This window comes from Bradyrhizobium sp. UFLA06-24 (genome assembly GCF_054967145.1).
This window is the reverse complement of the sequence record NZ_JADFUE010000003.1, coordinates 109,886-131,614: the sequence shown is the minus strand read 5'-3', so window position 1 is coordinate 131,614 and position 21,729 is coordinate 109,886. Positions and strand designations below refer to the sequence as shown.

Below are 21,729 nucleotides of genomic sequence, written 5' to 3'. Positions count from 1 at the left end.
CAAGACGTGGATGGCCGGGACAAGCCCGGCCATGACGCATCATCTAGTCAATCATCTCAGAAAATCACTTCGACAGCGATCAAACTATCAACGTTGCTGACAGTCTCCTGCCAAATTCAGATCGCGTCCGGGAACTCGCCCATCGCGGCCTCGAGCCGGGCCTTGCGGCGGCGGGCCCAGGACGCCACCGAGAGCGCGACGAGGCCGATCACCACCGGCGGGAACACCACCAGGTTCACCGCGGACCATCCGTAATTCGCAAGCAGCTGTCCGGAAGAGAACGAGCCGATCGCCATCATGCCGAACACCAGGAAGTCGTTGAAGGCCTGCACCTTGTTGCGCTCCTGCGGACGGTGCGTCTCCAGCACCAGCGCTGAGGCACCGATGAAGGAGAAATTCCAGCCGACGCCGAGCACGAACAGCGTGGCCCAGAAGTGCATCGCGGTGATGCCCGACAGCCCGATGGTAGCGGCGCCGGCTTCCAGCAACAGGCCGGCGGCCACGATCTTCGGTGCGTTGAAGCGAGAGATCAACGCGCCGGTAAAGAAGCTCGGCCCATACATCGCGACGATGTGCCATTGAATGCCGAAATTGGAATCGGAGACCGAGAGCCCGCACATCTTCATGGCTAAGGGCGCCGAGGTCATCACCAGATTCATCATGGGATAGGAGATGACGCCGCACAGCGCGGCGGCGATGAAGCGCGGCTGGGTCACGATGGTGAGCAGGGGCCGGCCGCCATGCAGATCTGATGGGGCGGGCTTGGGTATGTCGACGCCGGCGACGATGCCCATCGCGACAAGCGCGACCGCAGCCTGGACCAGGAAGCTGAAGGCGAACAGATAAGGCGACCAGACGTCCATGGTCCATTGCACGAGCTGCGGACCGAGCACGCCGGCAAACACGCCGCCCGCCATCACCCACGACACGGCTTTGGGGCGATACGCGGCGCTGGCGCCGTCCGCAGCCGCGAAGCGATAGGATTGCGCCACCGAGCCATAGAGGCCGCCGAGGAAGGTCGCCAGACAAAACAGCGCGAACGAAGCATGCAGGATCGCGAACGAGCCGAGAAGGCCGGTGAGCGCGCCGCAGCCGGTGCCGATCACGAAGGCGACGCGCCGGCCGAAGCGGCGCGAGATCGCGCCGGTCGGCAGCGTGCCGGCGGCGAGGCCCACGACGTACATCGACAGCGGCACGGTGGCGAGCGAGATGTCGGGTGCGAGCATGGCACCGACGATCGAGCCGGTGGCGAAGATCACCGCCGAGTTGGCGCCGGTCAGCGCCTGCGCAGCGGCAAGGCGCAGCACATTGGCGCGCGCACGGGCGTCATCGGCAATCTCGTTGGTGGCAGTCACGTCTATCATCGGCACTTCAGCCCAAGGGGCCTTCTTGATTCCCGGCACTATGGAGGGGCCGAAACAGCCGGGCAACCGGCGCAAACGGGCGCAGGCCATGCCTCTGACGCAATCAGGCGCATGATATCAGGCCCGCGCCCTTGACGGCTTGCGTTCGATCAAATCCTATCCCGCCGCCGTTACAGGGAGTTTCGCTCATGTCCGTCGACAGCAGGCCCACGCTCAGCGCTCCCGACGACGATCCATGGCTCTGGCTCGAAGAGGTTGAAGGCGCCCGCGCGCTCGAATTCGTCGAGCGGCAGAACCAGCTGACGCTGGCAAAATACGGCGGCGCGGCGTTCGAGCGTGATCGTGACCTGCTCGCGGCGATCTTCGATCGGCCGGACAACATTCCCTATGTGCGGCGGCGTGACGGCTACCTCTACAATCTCTGGCAGGACGCAGAGCATCCACGCGGCCTATGGCGGCGCACCACGCTTGCGGAATTTCGTACGGCGACGCCGTCCTGGGAGATCCTGCTCGACATCGACCAGCTCGCCGCGATGGAAGGCAAGGACTGGCTGTTCAGCGGCGCGTCGTCCCGGCCCGGAAGCACGCGGGTGATCCTGGCCCTCTCGCGCGGCGGCAGCGATGCCGTGACCTTGCGTGAATTCGACACCGACACCAGGAGCTTTGTGGTGGACGGTTTTTTTCTGCCGGAGGCCAAGAGCAGCGCCGAATGGGTCGATGCCGACACGCTGCTACTGTCCAGCGCGCTCGGCGAGGGCATGGCGACAAGCTCGGGCTACGCGAGATCCGTGCGGCTGTGGCGGCGCGGGACCGGCGTCGAGCAGGCGCCGGTGGTGTTCGAGACGAGCGCCGACCACATGCGGGTGTACAGCTACGTCGATAACACCGTGCCGTCACAGCGCATCTGGTTCATCGACCAGACCGACTTCTTCAATTTCCGTACCTCGCTCGGCACTACGGCCGGTGCAACCACCACCCTCGACCTGCCCAGCAATATCTGGATGCAGACCCACGGCGACTGGCTGTCGGTCAAGCCGCGCGAGACCTGGTCGGTTGCGGGACACACTTATGAAGCCGACGCAATGCTCGGCATGTCGCTGTCCGCGTTCATGGCGGGCAGCCGCGACTTCACGGTGCTGTTCGAGCCGGGCCCGCGGCGGGCGCTGCAAGGCTTCTCCTGGAGCGGCGGCAAGCTCCTGCTCTCCATCCTCGACGAGTTGCGGCCGGTGTTCGAGCTCTGCACGCCCTCAGCGTCGGGCTGGAGCCGGCAGAAGCTGCAAGGGCTTCCCGACATCGGTGTGGTCGACGTCTGGGGTCTCGATGCCCACGAATCCGAGAGCAATGGCGACCTGCTTGCCAATGTGCAGGACCCGCTGACGCCGCCTTCGCTGATGCTGCTCGAGCGCGGCGTCGGAAGCCCTGTCGTCCTGAAGCAGGCACCGAAGACCTTCAACGCCGACGGCCTCGTGGTGACGCAGCACGAGGCGGTTTCCGTCGACGGCGAGCGCATCCCCTATGTGCAGACCGGCCCGGCCGGCGTGTCAGGCGATGCGCCGGTTTATATGACCGCCTATGGCGGCTTCGGCCTCGCAGTGAGGCCGCAATACAATTCATCACTGGGCAAGCTCTGGCTCGAGCGCGGCGGCACCACTGTGCAGGCCAATTTGCGCGGCGGTGGCGAGTTCGGCACGCGCTGGCACGATGCCGGCCGCTACGCCGGCAAGAAGCTGTCGCACGATGATTTCGCGGCCGTGGCCGCCGATCTGGTCCGGCGCGGCGTGACAACGCCGAAACGCATCGCCGCGCAGGGCGGATCGAACGGCGGCATCCTCATCACCAACATGCTGGTGCGCTATCCCGAGCGCTTCGGCGCGCTGTTTTGCACGATTCCCTTGATCGACATGCGCCGCTACACGAAACTGCTCGCGGGCGCGAGCTGGATCGCCGAATATGGCGATCCCGACAAGCCGGAAGAGTGGGAATGGCTGAAGACCTACTCGGCCTATCACAACGCAAAGCCCGGCCAGGCCTATCCGCCGATCCTGATCGCCACGACGCGGCGCGACGACCGTGTCCATCCCGGCCACGCGCGCAAGATGGCGGCCAAGCTCCAGGCGATGGGCTATGAAGCCTGGTTCTACGAGCCCGCCGCCGGCGGCCACGGCTACGGCAAGGACAACAAGGAGCGCGCCGGCTTCCAGGTGCTGGGCTTTCAGTTCTTGAAGGAGAAGATCGGGTGGCGGGGCGGCGAGGCCTGACGGCCCCGCGCCTCACCCACGCGCGAACACCAGCGTCAGATTGTTGGCGGGCATCTCGATCGTATCGATGAGACGAAAGCCCACACCGCGCGCGAGCGTCTCGACGTCGCTGAGGTCGCGCACGCCCCATTCGGGGTTGCCTTCACGCAAGGAGGTGTCGAACACGGCGTTGCTGAGCGCGGTGTGCTTGCCGTCGCGCTTGAACGGGCCGTAAAGGAACAATTCGCCGTCGGACCGCAAGTAGCGGCCAGCGCCGGCAAACAGCCCCTCCGCCACCGCCCAGGGCGCGATATGAATGACATTGGCGCAGAACACGGCCGAAAGATCGCTCGGCCCCTGCCCGTTTCGCATCTCGGGGCACCAATCGGGATCGGACAGATCGATCCGCAGGGGGCTGCGGATGTTTGTCAGGCCCGAATGCACGCGCCAGGCCTCGATGCTCTTCACGTGCCGCTGGTTGAGATCGCTCGGCCACCAAACCAGATCGGGCGTATGGCGGGCGAAATACACCACGTGCTGGCCGGTTCCACTGCCGACCTCGACGACGTCGCCCGACCGCCCGGCGAGATGCTTTGCCAGCGCGGCCCAGAGCGGTTCGTGATTGCGGTGGAAGGCGGGCGCATCAAGGCGACCGTCAGGCTCGACCCGGCCGCCGTCCCTGCCAAATTCGACGACATATTCAGCCAATTCACGTCCCCGGAAATGAGAAAGCAGTCCAAAACGCGAGCAAGGACCAAACGCCCCAAAACGCAGCCCGGCAAAGCCGGCTTGATGAACGATCTATCTCTTCAGTTGCAATGCGGCAGATATTAACGCCATTTTGCGCCCTGCATAGTGTTGATTGTCAGGGCATGTCGTTTGTGCTTTGAGCACCATATTTCCGCTACCAGACCTTCGAAATCACGCCTCGGAACGACGCCTTGACCGCCTTTTTTCGCAAGCCCGCCCTGCTCCTCGCGCTGGTCGTCCTCGCTGGCCTCGCCGCGCGCCCGGCGTGGGCGCAATCGACCGTCGCCGAGGGCCAAAAGCTCGCCTTCGACCGCGGCAAGGGCAATTGCCTGACCTGCCACGTCATCAACGGCGGCGATCTGCCGGGAACGATCGGACCGGAGCTGAAGGACCTCAAGGCCAAATACCCTGATCGTAACGAGCTGGCCGCGATCCTGTTCGACGAGACCAAGCGCAACCCGCAGACCATGATGCCGCCGTTCGGCCGCAACCGAATCCTCACTGAACGGGAGATCAACGCGATCGTTGATTTCCTGCAAACGCTGTAACGGCGGGCCAAGGAGACTCGAGATGACGACGCATATCGGCCCTCAACCGACCCGGCGCCTGATCCTTCAGGGTGCCGTTACGGTCGCGCTGATCGGCCTCGGCAATCTACCGTTCACGCCGGGGCAGGCCGCGGCGAACGACAAATATCCGGAAGAGGCGTTCAAGCAGAAGAGCGAGGCCGACGCGGTCAAGGCGCTCTACGGCAAGACCGCCGAGCCTTCCGACAAGGTCAAGCTCGATGCGCCCGAGATCGCCGAGAACGGCGCGGTAGTGCCGATCTCGGTGACGACGACGCTGGACAAGGTCACCTCGATCTCGTTCTTCGTCGCCGAGAACCCGAATGCGCTCGCGGCGTCCTACAAGATTCCCGACGGCACCATGCCCGTCGTCGCCAACCGCCTGAAGATGGCCAAGACCACCAATGTGGTCGCGATCGTGGAAGCCGACGGCAAGCTTTTCAGCGCGACCAAGGAAGTCAAGGTCACCGTCGGCGGCTGCGGCGGCTGAGGCGCGAAAGGAGATCGAACATGGCATCCAGCATTCGCGTCCGCGCCACCGCCAACGGCGACATCACCGAAGTGCAGGCGCTGATCCAGCACCCCATGGATTCCGGCTTCGTCAAGGACGCCAAGGGCGAGCTGATCCCGCCGCATTTCATCCAGGAGCTGAAGTTCGCCTGTAACGGCAAGGAGGTGTTCGTCGCCGATTGGGGACCGGCGGTCTCCAAGGACCCCTATATCAAGTTCAGCTTCAAGGGCGCCAAGAAGGGCGACGATCTCACAATCTCCTGGACCGACAACAAGGGCGGGTCCGACCAGACCACCGCGAAGATCGCGTGATGAAGGCCGGCTCCTCCCTCCTGCTTGGCTCGCTGAGCGCCGCGCTCATCGCGTTCGTGCTCACCTCGCCGCGCGTGATCGCGGCCGACAAGGTCGATCCCGCCGCCGACGCCAAGGCGTTCCAGAACTTCTTCTTCCAGAAGTTTCCTGACGTGAAGCACGAGGATTTCGTCAACGGTCCTTATTCCATGAACGAGGACATGAAGCGGCAGTGGCAGGAGAAGGAAGAATTCCCGCCCTACGAGTTCGCGCTCGATGCCGGCAAGGAGATGTTCGCGACGCCGTTCAAGAACGGCAAGACCTATGCCGACTGCTTCCCGAACGGCGGCATCGGCATTCGCCAGAACTATCCTTATTTCGACACCAAGGAGGGCAAGGTCGTCACGCTCGAGCTCGCGCTCAACCGCTGCCGCGAGGCCAATGGCGAACAGCCCTATTCCTACGTCAAGGACGAGATGGCCTCGCTCACGGCCTACATGGCCTTCACCTCGCGCGGCAAGCCGATGGACATCAAGATTCCCGATGATCCGCGCGCGCTCGAGGCGTTCGAGAACGGCAAGCGCTATTTCTACACGCGCCGCGGCCAGCTGAATTTCTCCTGCGCGAGCTGCCATGTGCAGAGCCCGGGCCAGCGCATCCGCGCCGAGATCCTGGCGCCCGCGCTCGGCATCCTCAACGCGATGCCGATCTACCGCTCCGAATGGAGTGGCATGGGCACCACCACCCGCCGCCTCATGACCTGCAACAGCCAGACCCGCGCGGTTCCGCTGGAGCCGCAGGCGGACGAATATCGCGACGTCGAATATTTCCTGTCCTACGTCGCCAACGGCCTGCCGATATCGGGCCCGGGAGCGCGGCCATGAAGCGGTCACTTGCCCTCGCCATGCTGCTCGCCTTGAGCTTTGCGCCGGCGGCGCATGCCGCAAATGAAGCGGACTACAAAGCGGCCTATGCTGCTGCGGAGGCCGCGTCCAAGGAGGCAGCCGGCATGCGCAACCAGTGGACCACGACGGTCGCGACGCTGGCGGCCGCCAAGAAGGCGGGCGATGGCGGCGATTTCGACCGCGCCGTGGCCGCCGCAAAAGAGGCCGAAGCGCTGGCAAAGGCATCGATTGTGCAGGCGACATCGGAAAAAGACGCCTGGAAGGCGATGGAAATCCGCTAGAGTGAGTTCTCGTGGAACTATCGACCTGCCGGGAATCGGCGCGGAGAATGTGGCATGGCGATCCGCCGCCGGGACTTTTTGAAGAGTACAGTTGCTGTCGCCAGCTCGCTCGGCCTGCCGCGGCTCGCGCGCGGCGCTGAAGCCGCGAGCATCTACGATATCGAGCGTTTCGGCAACGCGCGGATCCTGCACCTCACCGATACGCACGCGCAGCTCAACCCGGTCTATTTCCGCGAGCCCGGCGTCAATATCGGCATTGGCGAGATGGCGGGGCGGCCGCCGCATCTGGTCGGTCGCGCCTTCCTGGAGCGCTTCGGCATCCGGCCTGACAGCGCGGACGCCTATGCTTTCACCTGTGTCGAATTCGAAAGGTCCGCCGGCCGTTTCGGCAAGCTCGGCGGCTTCGCCCATCTGAAGACGCTGATCGACCGGCTGCGCAACGATGTCGGCGACAAGCATGCCATGCTGGTCGACGGCGGCGATCTCTGGCAGGGCACCGGGCTCGCCAATGTCATGCAAGGCCGCGACATGGTGGAGGTCGCCAATCTGCTCGGCATCGAGGCGATGACAGGGCATTGGGAATTCACCTATGGTGAAGAGGTGCTGCGTGAAAATCTCGAGCACTTCAAGGGCGAGTTCCTGGCGCAGAACGTCTTCCTGACCGAAGAGGCCGCGTTCAACGACGCCCCCGCCTTCGACAAGGCGACGGGCCGTGTATTCAAACCGTCTGTTATCAAGGAGCTCGGCGGCCATCGCGTCGCGATCATCGGCCAGGCCTTTCCTTACGTGCCGATCGCCCATCCCAAGCGGTTCACGCCGGACTGGAGCTTTGGCATCCGCGAGGAAGAGCTGCAAAGGCATGTCGATGCACTGCGCGGCAAGGACAAGGTCGATGCGGTGATCCTGCTGTCGCACAACGGCATGGACGTCGACCTCAAGCTTGCAAGCCGCGTCACGGGCATCAATGTCATTCTCGGCGGCCATACCCATGACGCCGTACCGCAGCCGATCCTGGTGAAGAACGCCGGCGGCACGACGCTCGTCACCAACGCCGGCTCCAACGGAAAATTCCTCGGCGTGCTCGATCTCGCGCTCGACAAGGGCAAGGTGGGCGATGTCAGATATCATCTGCTGCCGGTTTATTCGGAGCTGTTGAAGCCCGATCCTGCGATGGCCGATCTGATCGGAAAGCTGCGCGCACAGCATGTGACCGACTGGTCCGAGAAGATCGCCACGCCCGATCGGCTGCTCTATCGGCGCGACAATTTCGCGGGCCCCGTCGACGAACTGATCTGCACCGCGCTGCGCACCGAGCTCAACGCCGAGATCGCGCTGTCGCCTGGCTTCCGCTGGGGCCTCACCGCTTTGTCCGGCCAGCCGCTGACGATGGAGGACGTGCTCGCGGAGACCGCGATCACCTATCCCGAAACCTATGTGCAGGAGATGACCGGCGCGCAGATCAAGGACGTGCTGGAAGACGTTTGCGACAATCTCTTCAACGCCGATCCCTATTACCAGCAAGGCGGCGACATGGTGCGCGCCGGCGGCCTCAGCTACGCCTGCAGTCCCACCAACGCGATAGGCAGCCGCATCTCCGAGCTAAAGCTCGCCAATGGCAAGGCGCTGAGTGCCAACAGGCACTACAAGGTCGCGGGCTGGGCCTCGGTCAATGCTCAGCAGGGCGCGCCGGTGTGGGACGTGGTCGCCAAATATCTGCGCTCGGGGCGGATGATGCCCGAGCGGCTCGGCACCGGCGTCACACTGAAAGGCGTCGACGGCAATCCGGGCATAGCAGGATAGCGATGACGCGGTCGCAAATCTTCAGCGCGATGCTAGTGGCGCTGCTCACATGGGCGGCGATGCCGCTCACTCTCGCGCAGCAGGTCCCGCTCCAGGACAAGCCGTTCGCCGAGCACAAGATCGTGCTCCAACTTTCCGATAGCGACGTGAAGAAGCAGGCGCTGGTGCTGAGCGTCGCCAACAATCTGCTGAAGGCCTACGACCCCGACAAGATCGCCGTCGAGGTCGTTACCTTCGGTCCCGGCATCGATCTGTTGCTGTCGGGCAACGAGCGCCGCAGGCAGGTCGAAAGCCTGATCGCGCAGGGCGTGCGCTTCGATATCTGCCTCAACACGGTGGACACGATCGAGCGGGAGACCGGCAAGCGGCCGGAGTTCATTCCGGCTGCGACCCCGGTGCAGGTGGGCGTAGGGCAGATCCTGTTCCTGGCGGAGAACGGGTACACGGTGGTGCGGCCGTAACAGGCCTGCGTACCCTCCGATGGTTATTTGATGGGATGAGTAGGCCGCGGGCTTGCTCAACCTCTCCCGCTTGCGGGGAAGGTCGGCGCGAAGCGCCGGGTGGGGGCTGTTTTCTCTTGGCGACTGTCCCGTTGCGGAGACATCCCCACCCCTCCCCCGCAAGCGGGAGAGGGGGCGCACCTCCTTCGCGGCAACGATAAGCAGCCACCCCAGCCGCCCCCTACAATAAGAATCTTCTAGATTTTCTTGTTTCTGCAGTGAATTACTTCTCTCCCGAGGCTCTGGCGTAGTAGAATTGTTAGAAACGAGTCCACGCCGGGTTCCTGCCATGATCTTCCGCCAGCTCTTCGACAGTGTTTCGGGCACCTACAGTTATGTCCTCGCCAGCCGCGCCGGCGGCGAGGCGCTGATCCTCGATCCCGTGCTGGAGAAGGTCGATCGCTATTGCCAGCTGCTGCGCGAGCTCGATCTCAAGCTGGTCAAGGCGGTCGATACCCATCTTCATGCCGACCACGTCACCGGGCTCGGCGAGCTGCGCGACCGCACCCATTGCATGACCGTGATGGGCGACCAGACCAAGGCCGACGTGGTGGCAATGCGGGTTGCCGACGGCGACAAGGTGACGATCGAGGGCCTGTCGCTCGACGTGATGTACACGCCGGGTCACACCGACGATTCCTATTCCTATCTGATGGGCGATCGCGTCTTCACCGGCGACACGCTTCTGATCCGCGGCACCGGCCGCACCGATTTCCAGAATGGCTCGTCGCGCGCGCAATACGATTCGATCTTCAACCGGCTGCTCAAGCTGCCTGACGAGACGATGGTCTTCCCGGCGCATGACTACAAGGGCGACACCGTCTCGACCATCGGCGAGGAGAAACGCTACAATCCGCGGCTGCAGGTGCGCTCGGTCGACGAATATATCGAGTTGATGGCGAACCTGAAGCTGCCCAACCCGAAGATGATGGACGTGGCGGTGCCGGCCAACATGCATGTCGGCCTGCATCAGGAAGAGCTGGAGAAAGAGGGCCGCGCGCTCAGCGCCGTCGAGGCGATCCGCTCCCTGCACCGGCCCGACATCCTGCTGGTCGATCTGCGCGAGACCAGCGAGCGCATCAAGCACGGCATGCTCGAAGGCGCGCTGCACACGCCCTATCCGAGCGTCGAGGAAAGCCTCAAGCCCGGCGGCATGCTGCGCGAGGTCGCCGCCGCCACCGGCCGCCGCGTCGTGTTCTTCTGCGCCTTCGGCGAGCGCTCGGCGATGGCTGTCGCCGCGGCGAAAGGCGCAGGCCTTGCCAACACCGCCCATATCGCCGGCGGCATCGATGCGTGGAAGAAGGCGGGCGGGCCGGTGGTGCACGGCTGAGTCATGGCGAAAATCGAAAACAAGACCGGAAACAGGACCGCCAAGCCGGGCGAACCACCGAAGACTGTGAACCACAAGGCCGGCAAGCCCCAGCCGCCACGCGACCCCGACGACGATTACGAAGACGGCGACATCGCGACGCCGAAGCTTGATCGTTACGGGACAGACGACGAGCCGCTGTGAGGGGAAGTCGTAGTAGAAGGTGATCTTACACGACGAACGGTACGTTCCCTCCCCCCTTGTGGGGGAGGGCTAGGGAGAGGGGTGCCACACGGGGACTCCATCGATCGCGCGAAAGATCTTCTTCGCGACAACGAATACCTTTTCCTGGGCTACCCCTCTCCCCCACCCTCCCCCACAAAGGGGGGAGGGAGCGCAGTGTGCTCTACTGGATGGTCGCGATCGCAACGAGCGACCTCTGCTACCTGCCATGCGCCTGCGTTCATGGACAAACAACCGCCGTCCTCGATAATTTGCGCGCTTCCAGGACGTGAAACGGAACTGCAATGGTCGACGTTCTCGCCGCACCGCAACAAGGCAAGGCGGACAGCGCGCTACGCACGCTGATCGGGATTTCGATCGCCCATTGGGTCAGCCATTTCCATCTGCTGGTCCTGCCGATGCTGTTCCCGTTCCTCAAGAACCAGCTCGGCGTCGGCTATGTCGAGCTCGGCTTTGCGCTGACCGTGTCGGCTGTCGTCTCCGGGCTGACGCAGGCGCCGACCGGTTATCTCGTCGACCATTTTGGCGCGCGCAGGATCCTGCTCGGCGGCTTGATACTCGGCGGGCTCGCGCTGATCATGCTCGGCCTGCACCTCAGCTACGCTTCGCTGATCGCCTGCGCCGTGCTGCTCGGGCTCGCCAATAGCGTCTATCATCCTGCCGACTACGCGATTTTGGCCGAGCACATGGACGAGGCCCGCATGGGCCGCGCCTTCTCGATCCACACCTTCGCCGGCTTTCTCGGCGGCGCCGTGGCACCGGCGATTGTCGCCGCGCTCGTGACCGTCTCCGGCGGCGGCGGCGCGCTGACCGCCTCGGGCGCAATCGGCGTGTCGGTGGCGCTGCTGCTAGTGGTCATGAGCATTCCCGATGCCGGTGCGCACAAGACGAAGCCCGGCGCCGAGAACGCACCGAAGCAGGCCGTGATCACGCCGGCCCTGATCGCGCTCACCGTGCTGTTCATGCTGCTCAGCCTATCGGTCGCGGGTATCAACAATTTCGGCGTGGTCGCGCTGATGGGTGGCTACGGCGCCTCCTATTCCTCTGCCAACGTCATGCTGACCGCCTTCCTTGGCTCCAGCGCCGCGGGCGTACTCGCGGGCGGCTTCCTCGCCGATCACACCGAGCGCCACGGCTATGTCGCCGCCGCCTGCTTTGCCGCCAATGCCGCCATCGTGCTGCTGATCGCGCTGATCACGTTGCCTGTCTGGGTGCTCACCGCCACGATGGCGATTGCCGGCTTCCTCTCCGGCGTGATCGCGCCGTCGCGGGACATGCTGGTGCGCAACGCCGCGCCTCCCGGTGCCGCAGGCCGCGCCTTCGGCATCGTTTCCACCGGCTTCAATCTCGGCGGCATCATCTCACCGCTGCTGTTCGGCTGGATCATGGACCAGAGCGCGCCGCACTGGGTGTTCGGGGCGTCAGTGATCTTCATGGTGGCGACCGTGGTGCTGTCGCCGTTCACTGAGCGGAAGGCGCAAGCGAAGGCTTAAGCATCCGAGTCTTCGCCAAATTGTTCCCCGTGGTTATGGGTCCCGGGATCGGCGCTCCGCTTCGCTGCGCTTGTCCGGACGACGAAACGATAGAGCGACAACACAATAAACAACAAAACGGGAAGAAACACATGAGCACCCCTGATCTCGTGATCCGCGGCGGCACCGTCGCGGACGGCAATGGCGGCGAGTTGTTCGAGGCTGATGTCGCCATGACAGGCGGCAGGATCAGCGAGGTGGGTAAAGTCTCGGCCAAGGGCCGCGAAGAGATCGATGCGCGCGGCAAGCTGGTGACGCCGGGCTTCGTCGACGTCCACACTCATTACGACGGGCAGGTGACCTGGAGCCAGGACATCACGCCGTCGTCGCAAAACGGCGTCACCACCGCGATCATGGGCAATTGCGGCGTCGGCTTTGCGCCCTGCAAGCCTGAAGACCACGTCAGGCTGATCCAGCTGATGGAAGGCGTCGAGGACATTCCGGAGCCGGTGCTGAGCGCCGGCATTCCCTGGGCCTGGGAGAGCTTTCCCAATTACATGGACTGGCTGTCGAAGCGCGATTTCGACATCGATATCGGTGCGCAGTTGCCGCATGCCGCGCTGCGCGTCTATGTGATGGGCGAGCGCGGCGCGCGCCGCGATCCCTCGACCGCCGAGGACAACGCAGCAATGGCGAAGCTCGCGGGCGAAGCGGTGCGATCGGGCGCGCTCGGCTTCTCCACCTCGCGCACGCTCAACCATCGCACCTCGACCGGCGATTTCACCCCGACCTTGAAGGCGGGCGAGGACGAGCTCACCGCGATCGCGGGCGCGATGCACAGCCAAGGCCGCAGCGTGCTGCAATTCGTGCTGGACCTCTCCACCATCCACGAAGACCTGCCGATGATGCTGCGGGTGGCCGATAGCACAAAGTGCCCGATCTCGTTCTCGATCACGCAGAACGACAGATCACCCAACCGCTGGCGCCAGACGCTGGACGAGATCAATGCGGCCGCCAGGCGCGGCCTCTCCATCACCGCGCAGATCGCGGCGCGTCCGGTCGGGCTGCTGCTCGGGCTCGAACTGTCGCGCAATCCGTTCCAGACCCATCCGAGCTACAAGGCCATCGCGCATCTGCCGCTTGGGGAGAGGCTGGCGCGGCTGCGGCAACCTGAGATGCGCAAAGCGATCCTGAGCGAGACGGCGACCGCGACCGACGACCCGCTGTTCTTCCGTCCGAACTACGACAAGATGTTCCTGCTCGGCGATCCCCCCGACTATGAGCAGCCGCCGGAGAACGCGCTGGGCCCGCAGGCGCGCCGGCAGGGACGCCAGCCGGAGGAGCTCGCCTACGACGCGATGCTGTCGGACGAGGGCCGCGGCATGCTCTACGTGCCGTTCCTCAACTATTCCGACGGCAATCTCGATGCGACGCGCGAGATGCTGATCGATCCGCGATCGGTGCCCGGCCTCTCCGACGGCGGCGCCCATTGCGGCATCATCTGCGACGCAAGCTTCCCCACCTATCTGCTGACGCACTGGACGCGCGACCGCACGCGCGGCGAGAAGCTGACGATCCCGTTCGTGGTCGCCGCGCAGTCACGCAAGACCGCGTTGTCGGTGGGGCTGACCGACCGCGGCTTGATCGCGCCGGGCTACAAGGCCGACGTCAACGTGATCGACTACGACCGGCTGCATCTGCATCCGCCGAAGGTGCATTACGACCTGCCGGTCGGCGGCCGCAGGCTGTTGCAGGATGTCGACGGCTATGAGGCGACGATCGTGTCCGGCGTGGTGACGCGGCGGCACGGCGAGGCAACCGGACGCCGGCCGGGGAAGCTGGTTCGTGGCACGCAGGGGATGCAGTAGCGCGGCTGCCGCTTACCTCCCCCTGGAGGGTAAGAAAGCGCGCCGCCGTTACGTCGGCGACACCGCACGCTTCAGCGAAGCGGTCGGAGCCGCGCCGCGCGTCAGCCTCGCCTTTTCGGTGTTCGGCCACAACAGCAGCAGGCCGATGACGCCGGAGCCGATCATCACCACTGCGTTGATGGTGAAGCCGGTCATGTAGCCGTCGAGCATGCTGCCGGCGCGCTGGATCACGGTGCCCATCACCATCGGCGCGATGATGCCCGAGAGCGTGTAGAGCGCGCCGTAGATCGCGATGACGGCGCCGCGCTGCGAGGCCGGCGTGAATTCGCCGAGCATCGGCGGGCAGACCACATAGATCGCTCCGCACAGGCCGGAGCCGACCACGAGCAGGGCAATCTGCAGGCCCGCACCCGCAACATGCGGCATCATCGCCAGGATCAGGCCGCCGATGATCAGCGGCACCGAGCCGAGCACGCCGCGCGAGATGCGGGTGGTGTAGCCGCGCGCCATCATCACCTGCGAGATCCAGCCCGTCAGGATGACGATGGTGGCGCCGAACACCCAGGGCAGGATCGAGATGAAGCCGGCCTGGCTCTGCGAGAAGCCGAGCCCCTTGACGATGAAGGGCGTGAACCAGGTGAGCCCCAGCGACAGCGCCCAATAGGCGCCGAAGGTCGCAATCACGCAGCCGAGGAAGGTGCGCGAGGTGAGAAGCTGGAGGTAGGGAATTTTCGGCTCATTGACCGCGAGCGCCTGCGTGTCCTCGAGCGGGCCTTCCACACCGAGCGCGAGCCAGGCGCAGACCCAGATCAGGCCGACGACACCGAGCGCGCCGAAGGCATAGTGCCAGGAATGATTGACGATGACCCAGTTCAGTGCCGGAACGGCCAGGATCACGCCGAACGCCGAGCCCTGCGACAGGATCGCGGTCGGCAGCGTGCGCTTCTCGTCCGGGAACCATTTGTAGATCGCATGCGCCGCGACCGAGAAAGCCGGGCCTTCGCCCGCACCGAGCACGATGCGGCAGATCAAGAGCGTGGTGAAGGAGACGGTGCCGACCATCGGAAACTGCGCCAGCGCCCAGATCACCGCCAAGGTCAGCAGCACATAGCGCGTGGCGACCTTGTTGACGATGAAACCGACCACGATGGCCGAGATCGAGAACAGGAAGAAGAACGAGGAGCCGAGCAGGCCGAACTGCTCCGGCTGGAGCTTCAGGTCGGTCATGATCGGCACGCCGGCGAGGCCGACGACAATCTTGTCCGCGAAGTTCACGACCATGAAGAGGAAGAGGAGAAAAGTGACGGTCCAGGCGCCCTTCGGCGTCGCCGTCGTCCCCTGGGACGTCCCTGCCGTCCTGCCCGCCATATTGGGCGTTCCCTGAGCGCTCATCGTTCTCCCCGCATGTTCTTTTGTCGGCACTTTTGATTTGGCCGTCCCGCGAGCTAACAACGGCTTGAACGGCAACGCAACCCCGGCATTTCCACGCCAGGTGTGCTACGCAACATCGAGTAAATTCCGTCCGGCGCACTGATCTTGCTGAGCATCCGAAACCTCTCAAAGACCTTCACCTCGGCCGGCGAGCCGGTCCATGTGCTGCGCGGGGTCGACCTCGACCTCAGGGCAGGTGAACGCGTCGCGCTCACGGGCGAATCCGGCAGCGGCAAGAGCACGCTGCTGCACCTGATCGCGGGGTTGGACGCCGCCGATGCCGGCTCGATCCGGCTGGGAGATACCGAGATCACCGGGCTGACGGATGCGGGCCGCGCCGAATTGCGCCGCGACCGGATCGGCCTGGTGTTTCAGCAATTCAACCTGATCCCGAGCCTGTCGGTCGCGGACAATCTCGCCTTCCAGGCGCGCATTGCCGGTCGGCATGACGCCGCCTGGACCAGGGAGCTGGTCGAGCGGCTCGGGCTCGGCGGCCTGCTCAGGCGTTATCCCGAGCAAATATCGGGCGGTCAGCAGCAGCGCGTCGCGATCGGCCGTGCCCTGGCGACAAAACCGTCGCTGCTGCTGGCGGACGAGCCGACCGGCAATCTGGATGAAGCCACCGCCGATGACGTGCTGGCGCTGACGCGCGACCTCGTCGCGCGCACCGGCTGCGGCTTCCTGATGGTGACGCACAGCCTGCATCTGGCCGGAACGCTCGACCGCCACATCGTGTTGCACGCAGGGCGGATCGCATGAGGCGCGCGCTGTGGGTGCTGGCGGTGCTGCTCAGCCATTGGCGGCGACACCGAATGCAGTTCGCGACGCTGCTGATCGGGCTGATCGCGGCCACCGCGCTGTGGAGCGGCGTGCAGGCGATCAACCAGCAGGCCCGCACAGCCTACGACCGCGCGGCGGCGACGTTCGGCGGCGTGCGCACGGCGACGCTGGTCGCGCCTGAGGCGGCGACGTTCCCGCAGGATTTATTCGTCAAGCTTCGCCGCGGGGGCTGGCCGGTTTCACCTGCCCTGGAAGGGCGGGTGCAGATCAACGGGCGATCGATGCGGCTGCTCGGCATCGAGCCGGTGACGCTGCCGGCCGATGTTGGCAATGCGCCGCGCCTCGGCGCCGCGGATCTCAGCAGCTTCGTCGCGGCGCCCGGGCAGACGCTGGTGGCGCGGGAGACGCTCCGAGACTTACAGGAGAGTGAAGGCGCAACGCCGTCGATCAGCAGCGGCGCGAAGCTGCCGCCGCTGCATGTGCTGCCGCAGCTCGTGCCCGACGTGCTGGTGGTCGATATCGGCGTCGCGCAACGGCTGCTCAACAAGCCAGATCAAGTCTCCCGCCTGCTGATCGGCAAGGCGAAGAGCAAGCCCGCGCCGCTGCAGAGCATCGTCGGCGAGCAGTTGCAGTTGATAGCGCCGACCGCCGAGACCGAGCTGGAACGGCTGACCGACAGTTTCCATCTCAACCTCACCGCGTTTGGCCTGCTGTCGTTCTTCGTCGGCCTCTTCATCGTCAACTCCGCCGTCGGCCTTGCCTTCGAGCAGCGGCTGCCGATGCTGCGGACCTTGCGCGCCTGTGGCGCTTCGGCGCGGCTGGTCAACAGCGTACTGGTCGTCGAACTGGTGGCGCTGGCGCTGGTCGCGGGTCTGATCGGGCTCGTCTGCGGCTATGTCATCGCGGCGGCGCTGCTGCCTGATGTTGCGGCATCGTTGCGCGGGCTTTATGGCGCGCAGATTCCGGGGCAGCTCACGTTAAGGCCCGAATGGTGGCTCGCCGGCATCGGCATCAGCGTCGCGGGCGCACTGGTGGCGGCGGCGACCAGCCTGATCAAGGCGATCCGCATGCCCGTGCTGGCGACCGCGCAGCCGCGCGCGTGGCAGCAGCGGCAGCGCCGCTGGCTGATCCTGCAAAGCTGTGCCGCCTGCGCCGTGTTCGGCGTCGCGTTGCTCCTGCTCCACTACGGGCAATCGCTGATCGCGGGGTTTGGCGTGCTGGCCGCGCTGATGCTCGGCGCGGCGCTGATCCTGCCGGCGTTCCTGGAGGTTCTTTTGCTCGCGGGCCAGCATCTGGCGCGCGGACCGCTGGCGCTGTGGTTCTGGGCGGACAGCCGGCAGCAGCTCTCCGGCCTGTCGCTGGCGCTGATGGCGCTGCTGCTCGCGCTCGCGGTCAATGTCGGGGTTTCCACCATGGTGGAGACCTTCAGCCGCACTTTCGTCGGCTGGCTCGACGGGCGGCTCGCGGCCGACGTCTACATCAGCGCTGCCGACAATGCGCAAGGCGCGGCGATCCGCAACTGGCTGAAGGACCGGCCCGAGGTGCAGGCGATCCTGTCGGGCGGGCGCGCTGAGACCCAGGTTCAGGGACAGCCGGTGGAACTGCTCGGCCTGCCCGATCACCCGCTCTATCGCGAGCGCTGGCCGCTGCTGGAAACAGCGCCGCGCGCCTGGACGCAGCTCGTGCCGGGCAATGCCGCCTTCATCAGCGAGCAACTCAGCCGCCGCCTCCACGTTCGCATCGGCGATGTCATCGAGGTGCCGGCGCCGGGAGGGACCTGGGAGCTCGACATCGTCGGCATCTATGCCGATTACGGCAATCCCAAGGGGCAGCTCGCAGTGAATATTGCGGCGCTGATCCGGCAGTTTCCGCAGACGCCGCAGACCCGGATCGGGTTGATCGTCCCGCGCGACAAGATTCCCGGCTTGATCGCGGCGTTGCAGAAGCAGTTCGCGCTCGACGACCGCGCGGTGGCGGACCAGGCGACGGTGAAGGCCGAATCGATCCGGATCTTCAACCGCACCTTTGCAGTGACCTCGGCGCTGAATGCTTTCACGCTCGGCGTCGCCGGCATCGCGCTCTTGACCAGCCTTCTGACGCTGGCGAATTCGCGGCTGCCACAGCTCGCGCCGCTCTGGGCGATCGGCATCACCCGGCCGCGCCTTGCCGCGATCGAGCTGACCAAGACGCTGTCGGTCGCGCTGTTCACCTCGCTGCTGGCCGTGCCGCTCGGGCTCTTAGTGGCGTGGTGTCTGATCGCGATCGTGAACGTGAAGGCGTTCGGCTGGCGGCTGCCGTTCCATGTGTTTCCGCTCCAACTCGTCGAGCTGGTCGCGGTCGCGCTTGTAGCCTCGCTGCTGGCCGCGCTGCTGCCGGTGCTGCGGCTGGCGCGGATGCAGCCGGCGAATCTCGTCAAGGTGTTTGCCAATGAGCGCTGACAGACTCTCGCGCCGTACGTTTGCCGGCGGCATCGCCGCGCTGGCGCTCGCGCGCCGCGCCGGTGCGCAGGGCTATGCGGGGCTCGGTGAAACGGCCGATGGCTTTGCGAAGGTCACGCCTGGAAGGGCATTCACCTTTCCTGCCGATCACGGCCCACACCCGGAATTTCGCATCGAGTGGTGGTATCTGACGGCAAATCTCGTCGATGCCAGCGGCGCGGCGTGCGGACTGCAATGGACGCTGTTCCGCCAGGCCGCGAAGCCGGGGCCGCAAGGCGAAGGCTGGGCCAATCAGCAGATCTGGATGGCGCATGCGGCGGTGACGCGCGCCGACACCCACCGTTTCAACGAGCGGTTTTCGCGGGGCGGCATCGGCCAGGCCGGTGTCGAGGCGAGGCCGTTCGCGGCGTGGATCGACGATTGGGAGATGAAAGGTTCTGAGCGCACCGACGATCGCTCCTTGTCGCCGGTGACGCTGCAGGCCTCGAGCACCGATTTCAGCTACGCGCTGACGCTGGAAGCCGATCGCCCGGTCGTGTTGCAGGGCGATCACGGCTACAGCCGCAAATCCGATCGCGGGCAGGCATCCTACTATTACAGCCAGCCGTTCTACCGCGCGCGCGGCACCCTCACGATCGACGACATCCAGGTCGATGTCACGGGCCAGGCCTGGATGGACCGGGAATGGAGCAGCCAGCCGCTCGATACCGACCAGACCGGCTGGGACTGGCTGTCCCTGCATCTTTCCTCCGGCGACAAGCTGATGCTGTACCGGCTGCGCCAGAAGGACGGCAAAGGCTATCCGTTCGGCAACTGGATCAGCGCCAGCGGCGAGACGCAGATGATCGCGGGAAGCGACATCCAGATGGCGCCGAAGGCCACGGCGGAGGTGGCAGGACGCAAGCTGCCGGTGGAATGGCAAATCGCGATCCCCTCACGCTCATTCTCGATTGCCTGCAAGCCGCTCAATCCTGCGGCATGGATGGGGACCGGCTTCTCCTATTGGGAAGGGCCGATCAGCTTCGCCGGCACGCATGACGGCGTTGGCTATCTCGAGCTGACCGGCTATTGAAGCGCGGTCTGTTTGAAGGGACCAGCGATGTATCACCTCACCGCCCTCGTCACGCTGCTGGCGATCGCATTCTATTTCTTCACCTGCATCTACGTGTCGCGCTCGCGCAGCAAGACCGGCGTCAAGGCGCCGGCGATGTCCGGCCATCCGGACTTCGAGCGCGCCTTCCGCATCCAGATGAACATGCTGGAATGGATGCCGATCTTCCTGCCGGCGCTCTGGCTGTTCGCGATCTATGTCAGCAATGCCGGCGCCGCGGCGATCGGCGCCGTCTGGATCGTCGGCCGCATCGTCTATTTCATCGGCTATTCGCAGGCGGCCGCCAAGCGCGGCCCGGGCTTTGCGATCCAGGCCACCGCCGCGATCGCCCTGTGGGCGGGGGCGCTGGGCGCGGTGGTGTTGAGGTTGGTGTAGTGAGCCCGGCTGCGTCCATACTCTCGGTGTCATCCCGGACAAGCGAACGCAGTGAGCGCTGATCCGGGATCCATAACCGCAGGATCGCGTTTGGCGAAGACTCGGAGTTAGCAGTTCGCGCGACAACATAACCCTGTGGCTATGGGTCCCCGCCTTCGCGGGGACGACAGAGGAGTTTGTAGCGCGAGCGCTGCCTCTTCCCGTTACTTCGTCAGCGGGCAGCCGCTTTCCTTGGCGGTGAAGAAGGCCTGGTCGCCGGGGACCACGGCGAGCTGCTTGTAATAGTCCCACGGCTTCTTCGATTCCGAGGGCTTCTTGACCTCGAACAGATACATGTCGTGGACCATGCGGCCGTTCTCGAGCACCTTGCCCTTGGCGAAGGCGTCGTCGACCGGCAGCTCCTTCAGCTTCTTGGCAACCGCCTCGGTATCCTTGGTGCCGGCAGCTTTCACCGCCTTCAGATAGCTCAGCGTCGCCGAATAGGTGCCGGCGTGGATCATGCTCGGCATCCGCCCGGTGCGCTTGAAGAAGCGCTCGGAGAACGCTCGTGTCGTGTCGTCATGATCCCAGTAGAAGCCCTCGGTCAGCACCAGGCCCTGCGCCGCCTGCAGGCCGAGACCATGCACTTCGGCGAGCGTCATCAGGAGGCCCGCGAGCTTCTGGCCGCCCGAGACGATGCCGAATTCGGCCGCCTGCTTGATCGAGTTGGTGGTGTCCTGGCCGGCATTGGCGAGGCCGACGATCTTCGCCTTCGAGCTCTGCGCCTGCAGCAGGAAGGAGGAGAAGTCCGAGGAGTTGAGCGGCACGCGGACCGAGCCCAGCACCTTGCCGCCATTGGCGGTGACGATCTCGCTGGTGTCCTTTTCCAGCGCGTAGCCGAAGGCATAGTCCGCAGTGAGGAAGAACCAGCTGTCACCGCCCGCCTTGGTCAGCGCGCCGCCGGTGCCGACCGCAAGCGCATGGGTATCGAACGCCCAGTGGAAGCCGTAAGGCGAGCAGGCCGAGCCCGTGATGCTCGACGTGGCCGCGCCGACCACGATGTCGATCTTCTTCTTTTCCTTCGACAGGTCCTGCACGGCGAGCGCCACCGACGACGTCGTCAGCTCGGTGATCATGTCGACATTGTCGGCGTCATACCAGCGCCGCGCGATGGAGGTGGCCAGATCCGGCTTGTTCTGGTGATCGGCGGTGACCATCTCGATCTTCTGGCCGAGTACTTCCCCGCCAAAATCCTCGATCGCCATCTTGGCCGCTTCGACGGAGTACTTGCCGCCGTAATCGGCATAGACGCCGGACTGGTCGTTGAGAATGCCGATCTTGACGCTTTGTCCCGTTCCTTGCGCGGAGGCCGGCGCGGCGAGCAAGAGAGCCGAAATTGCGGCAGCGGCCAAAAGTCCTGATTTCATCTGTTATCTCCCAGCATTGTTCTGTTTTGAAATCGCGCGGATAGTAGTGAAGAAGATCGGCCGTGCCCATGGGTTTATGTTGGCTATTGGTA

General features: G+C 65.0%; 20 protein-coding genes. 16 read left to right on the top strand and 4 right to left on the bottom strand.

The window, feature by feature from the left end:
* Positions 1–116 precede the first annotated feature (116 nt).
* Complete coding sequence (locus IF809_RS04535; RefSeq protein ID WP_128968943.1) at positions 117–1,364, bottom strand: MFS transporter; 1,248 nt, start codon at positions 1,362–1,364, stop codon at positions 117–119.
* 188 nt (positions 1,365–1,552) lie between these two features.
* On the opposite strand from IF809_RS04535, the gene IF809_RS04530 reads away from it, so the two are divergent.
* Positions 1,553–3,622, top strand: a complete 2,070-nt coding sequence (locus IF809_RS04530; RefSeq protein ID WP_462836947.1) for a prolyl oligopeptidase family serine peptidase — start codon at positions 1,553–1,555, stop codon at positions 3,620–3,622.
* 12 nt (positions 3,623–3,634) lie between these two features.
* On the opposite strand, the gene IF809_RS04525 is transcribed toward IF809_RS04530, so the two are convergent.
* Positions 3,635–4,309: a DUF938 domain-containing protein gene (locus tag IF809_RS04525; RefSeq protein ID WP_453980997.1), complete on the bottom strand. Its 675-nt coding sequence runs from the start codon at positions 4,307–4,309 to the stop codon at positions 3,635–3,637.
* 233 nt (positions 4,310–4,542) lie between these two features.
* Here IF809_RS04525 and soxX point away from each other — a divergent pair, with 233 nt between their 5' ends.
* From soxX to IF809_RS04470, 11 genes are all read left to right on the top strand, one after another.
* Positions 4,543–4,899, top strand: coding sequence for a sulfur oxidation c-type cytochrome SoxX (soxX, locus tag IF809_RS04520; RefSeq protein ID WP_462836946.1), 357 nt, complete (start codon positions 4,543–4,545; stop codon positions 4,897–4,899).
* Positions 4,900–4,921: 22 nt separating this feature from the next.
* Positions 4,922–5,407, top strand: coding sequence for a thiosulfate oxidation carrier protein SoxY (soxY, locus tag IF809_RS04515; RefSeq protein WP_462836945.1), 486 nt, complete (start codon positions 4,922–4,924; stop codon positions 5,405–5,407).
* Between the two features lie 20 nt (positions 5,408–5,427).
* A complete protein-coding gene (gene soxZ, locus IF809_RS04510; protein WP_128968948.1) occupies positions 5,428–5,739 on the top strand; it encodes a thiosulfate oxidation carrier complex protein SoxZ in 312 nt (103 codons plus the stop codon).
* Complete coding sequence (soxA, locus tag IF809_RS04505; RefSeq protein ID WP_462836944.1) at positions 5,739–6,602, top strand: sulfur oxidation c-type cytochrome SoxA; 864 nt, start codon at positions 5,739–5,741, stop codon at positions 6,600–6,602. Before soxZ ends, soxA begins: the two co-directional genes overlap by 1 nt.
* On the top strand, positions 6,599–6,904 hold the full coding sequence (locus IF809_RS04500; RefSeq protein ID WP_462836943.1) for a hypothetical protein: 306 nt from the start codon (positions 6,599–6,601) through the stop codon (positions 6,902–6,904). Before soxA ends, IF809_RS04500 begins: the two co-directional genes overlap by 4 nt.
* A 54-nt stretch (positions 6,905–6,958) precedes the next feature.
* Positions 6,959–8,704, top strand: coding sequence for a thiosulfohydrolase SoxB (gene soxB, locus IF809_RS04495; RefSeq protein WP_462836942.1), 1,746 nt, complete (start codon positions 6,959–6,961; stop codon positions 8,702–8,704).
* A 2-nt stretch (positions 8,705–8,706) separates the two neighbouring features.
* Positions 8,707–9,165: a DsrE family protein gene (locus IF809_RS04490; RefSeq protein WP_462836941.1), complete on the top strand. Its 459-nt coding sequence runs from the start codon at positions 8,707–8,709 to the stop codon at positions 9,163–9,165.
* 328 nt (positions 9,166–9,493) lie between these two features.
* Positions 9,494–10,534, top strand: a complete 1,041-nt coding sequence (locus IF809_RS04485) for an MBL fold metallo-hydrolase (RefSeq protein ID WP_128968952.1) — start codon at positions 9,494–9,496, stop codon at positions 10,532–10,534.
* Between the two features lie 3 nt (positions 10,535–10,537).
* Entirely contained in the window at positions 10,538–10,717 is a 180-nt protein-coding gene (locus tag IF809_RS04480) for a hypothetical protein (RefSeq protein WP_128968953.1), read from the top strand.
* A 323-nt stretch (positions 10,718–11,040) separates the two neighbouring features.
* Positions 11,041–12,249 (top strand): MFS transporter, encoded by a 1,209-nt coding sequence (locus IF809_RS04475; protein ID WP_128968954.1) that lies wholly within the window; start codon positions 11,041–11,043, stop codon positions 12,247–12,249.
* A gap of 131 nt (positions 12,250–12,380) precedes the next feature.
* Positions 12,381–14,096, top strand: a complete 1,716-nt coding sequence (locus IF809_RS04470; protein WP_462836940.1) for an N-acyl-D-amino-acid deacylase family protein — start codon at positions 12,381–12,383, stop codon at positions 14,094–14,096.
* A gap of 48 nt (positions 14,097–14,144) precedes the next feature.
* Here the strand turns inward: IF809_RS04470 and IF809_RS04465 are convergent, their stop codons facing one another.
* Positions 14,145–15,488, bottom strand: a complete 1,344-nt coding sequence (locus IF809_RS04465) for an MFS transporter (protein WP_128968956.1) — start codon at positions 15,486–15,488, stop codon at positions 14,145–14,147.
* 144 nt (positions 15,489–15,632) lie between these two features.
* Here IF809_RS04465 and IF809_RS04460 point away from each other — a divergent pair, with 144 nt between their 5' ends.
* Genes IF809_RS04460 through IF809_RS04445 form a run of 4 tightly spaced genes read left to right on the top strand, consistent with a single transcriptional unit; the run spans position 15,633 to position 20,231 of the window.
* Positions 15,633–16,286: an ABC transporter ATP-binding protein gene (locus IF809_RS04460; RefSeq protein WP_128968957.1), complete on the top strand. Its 654-nt coding sequence runs from the start codon at positions 15,633–15,635 to the stop codon at positions 16,284–16,286.
* Positions 16,283–18,745, top strand: a complete 2,463-nt coding sequence (locus IF809_RS04455) for an FtsX-like permease family protein (RefSeq protein WP_462836939.1) — start codon at positions 16,283–16,285, stop codon at positions 18,743–18,745. Before IF809_RS04460 ends, IF809_RS04455 begins: the two co-directional genes overlap by 4 nt.
* The gene (locus IF809_RS04450) at positions 18,735–19,817 is read left to right on the top strand and encodes a lipocalin-like domain-containing protein (RefSeq protein WP_462836938.1); all 1,083 of its coding nucleotides are present in this window, start codon (positions 18,735–18,737) and stop codon (positions 19,815–19,817) included. The genes IF809_RS04455 and IF809_RS04450 overlap by 11 nt, the downstream gene beginning before the upstream one ends.
* A gap of 27 nt (positions 19,818–19,844) precedes the next feature.
* Positions 19,845–20,231: an MAPEG family protein gene (locus IF809_RS04445; protein ID WP_462836937.1), complete on the top strand. Its 387-nt coding sequence runs from the start codon at positions 19,845–19,847 to the stop codon at positions 20,229–20,231.
* Between the two features lie 203 nt (positions 20,232–20,434).
* On the opposite strand, the gene IF809_RS04440 is transcribed toward IF809_RS04445, so the two are convergent.
* Complete coding sequence (locus IF809_RS04440) at positions 20,435–21,637, bottom strand: ABC transporter substrate-binding protein (RefSeq protein WP_128968961.1); 1,203 nt, start codon at positions 21,635–21,637, stop codon at positions 20,435–20,437.
* Positions 21,638–21,729: the final 92 nt, after the last annotated feature.

Excerpts from the sequence above, each read along its gene's own strand:
- IF809_RS04535 (WP_128968943.1), bottom strand. The coding sequence starts at position 1,364 with ATGATAGACGTGACTGCCACCAACGAGATTGCCGATGACGCCCGTGCG.
- IF809_RS04530 (WP_462836947.1), top strand. The coding sequence starts at position 1,553 with ATGTCCGTCGACAGCAGGCCCACGCTCAGCGCTCCCGACGACGATCCA.
- soxY (WP_462836945.1), top strand. The coding sequence starts at position 4,922 with ATGACGACGCATATCGGCCCTCAACCGACCCGGCGCCTGATCCTTCAG.
- soxZ (WP_128968948.1), top strand. The coding sequence starts at position 5,428 with ATGGCATCCAGCATTCGCGTCCGCGCCACCGCCAACGGCGACATCACC.
- soxA (WP_462836944.1), top strand. The coding sequence starts at position 5,739 with ATGAAGGCCGGCTCCTCCCTCCTGCTTGGCTCGCTGAGCGCCGCGCTC.
- IF809_RS04500 (WP_462836943.1), top strand. The coding sequence starts at position 6,599 with ATGAAGCGGTCACTTGCCCTCGCCATGCTGCTCGCCTTGAGCTTTGCG.
- soxB (WP_462836942.1), top strand. The coding sequence starts at position 6,959 with ATGGCGATCCGCCGCCGGGACTTTTTGAAGAGTACAGTTGCTGTCGCC.
- IF809_RS04490 (WP_462836941.1), top strand. The coding sequence starts at position 8,707 with ATGACGCGGTCGCAAATCTTCAGCGCGATGCTAGTGGCGCTGCTCACA.
- IF809_RS04485 (WP_128968952.1), top strand. The coding sequence starts at position 9,494 with ATGATCTTCCGCCAGCTCTTCGACAGTGTTTCGGGCACCTACAGTTAT.
- IF809_RS04480 (WP_128968953.1), top strand. The coding sequence starts at position 10,538 with ATGGCGAAAATCGAAAACAAGACCGGAAACAGGACCGCCAAGCCGGGC.
- IF809_RS04475 (WP_128968954.1), top strand. The coding sequence starts at position 11,041 with ATGGTCGACGTTCTCGCCGCACCGCAACAAGGCAAGGCGGACAGCGCG.
- IF809_RS04470 (WP_462836940.1), top strand. The coding sequence starts at position 12,381 with ATGAGCACCCCTGATCTCGTGATCCGCGGCGGCACCGTCGCGGACGGC.
- IF809_RS04465 (WP_128968956.1), bottom strand. The coding sequence starts at position 15,488 with ATGAGCGCTCAGGGAACGCCCAATATGGCGGGCAGGACGGCAGGGACG.
- IF809_RS04455 (WP_462836939.1), top strand. The coding sequence starts at position 16,283 with ATGAGGCGCGCGCTGTGGGTGCTGGCGGTGCTGCTCAGCCATTGGCGG.
- IF809_RS04450 (WP_462836938.1), top strand. The coding sequence starts at position 18,735 with ATGAGCGCTGACAGACTCTCGCGCCGTACGTTTGCCGGCGGCATCGCC.
- IF809_RS04445 (WP_462836937.1), top strand. The coding sequence starts at position 19,845 with ATGTATCACCTCACCGCCCTCGTCACGCTGCTGGCGATCGCATTCTAT.
- IF809_RS04440 (WP_128968961.1), bottom strand. The coding sequence starts at position 21,637 with ATGAAATCAGGACTTTTGGCCGCTGCCGCAATTTCGGCTCTCTTGCTC.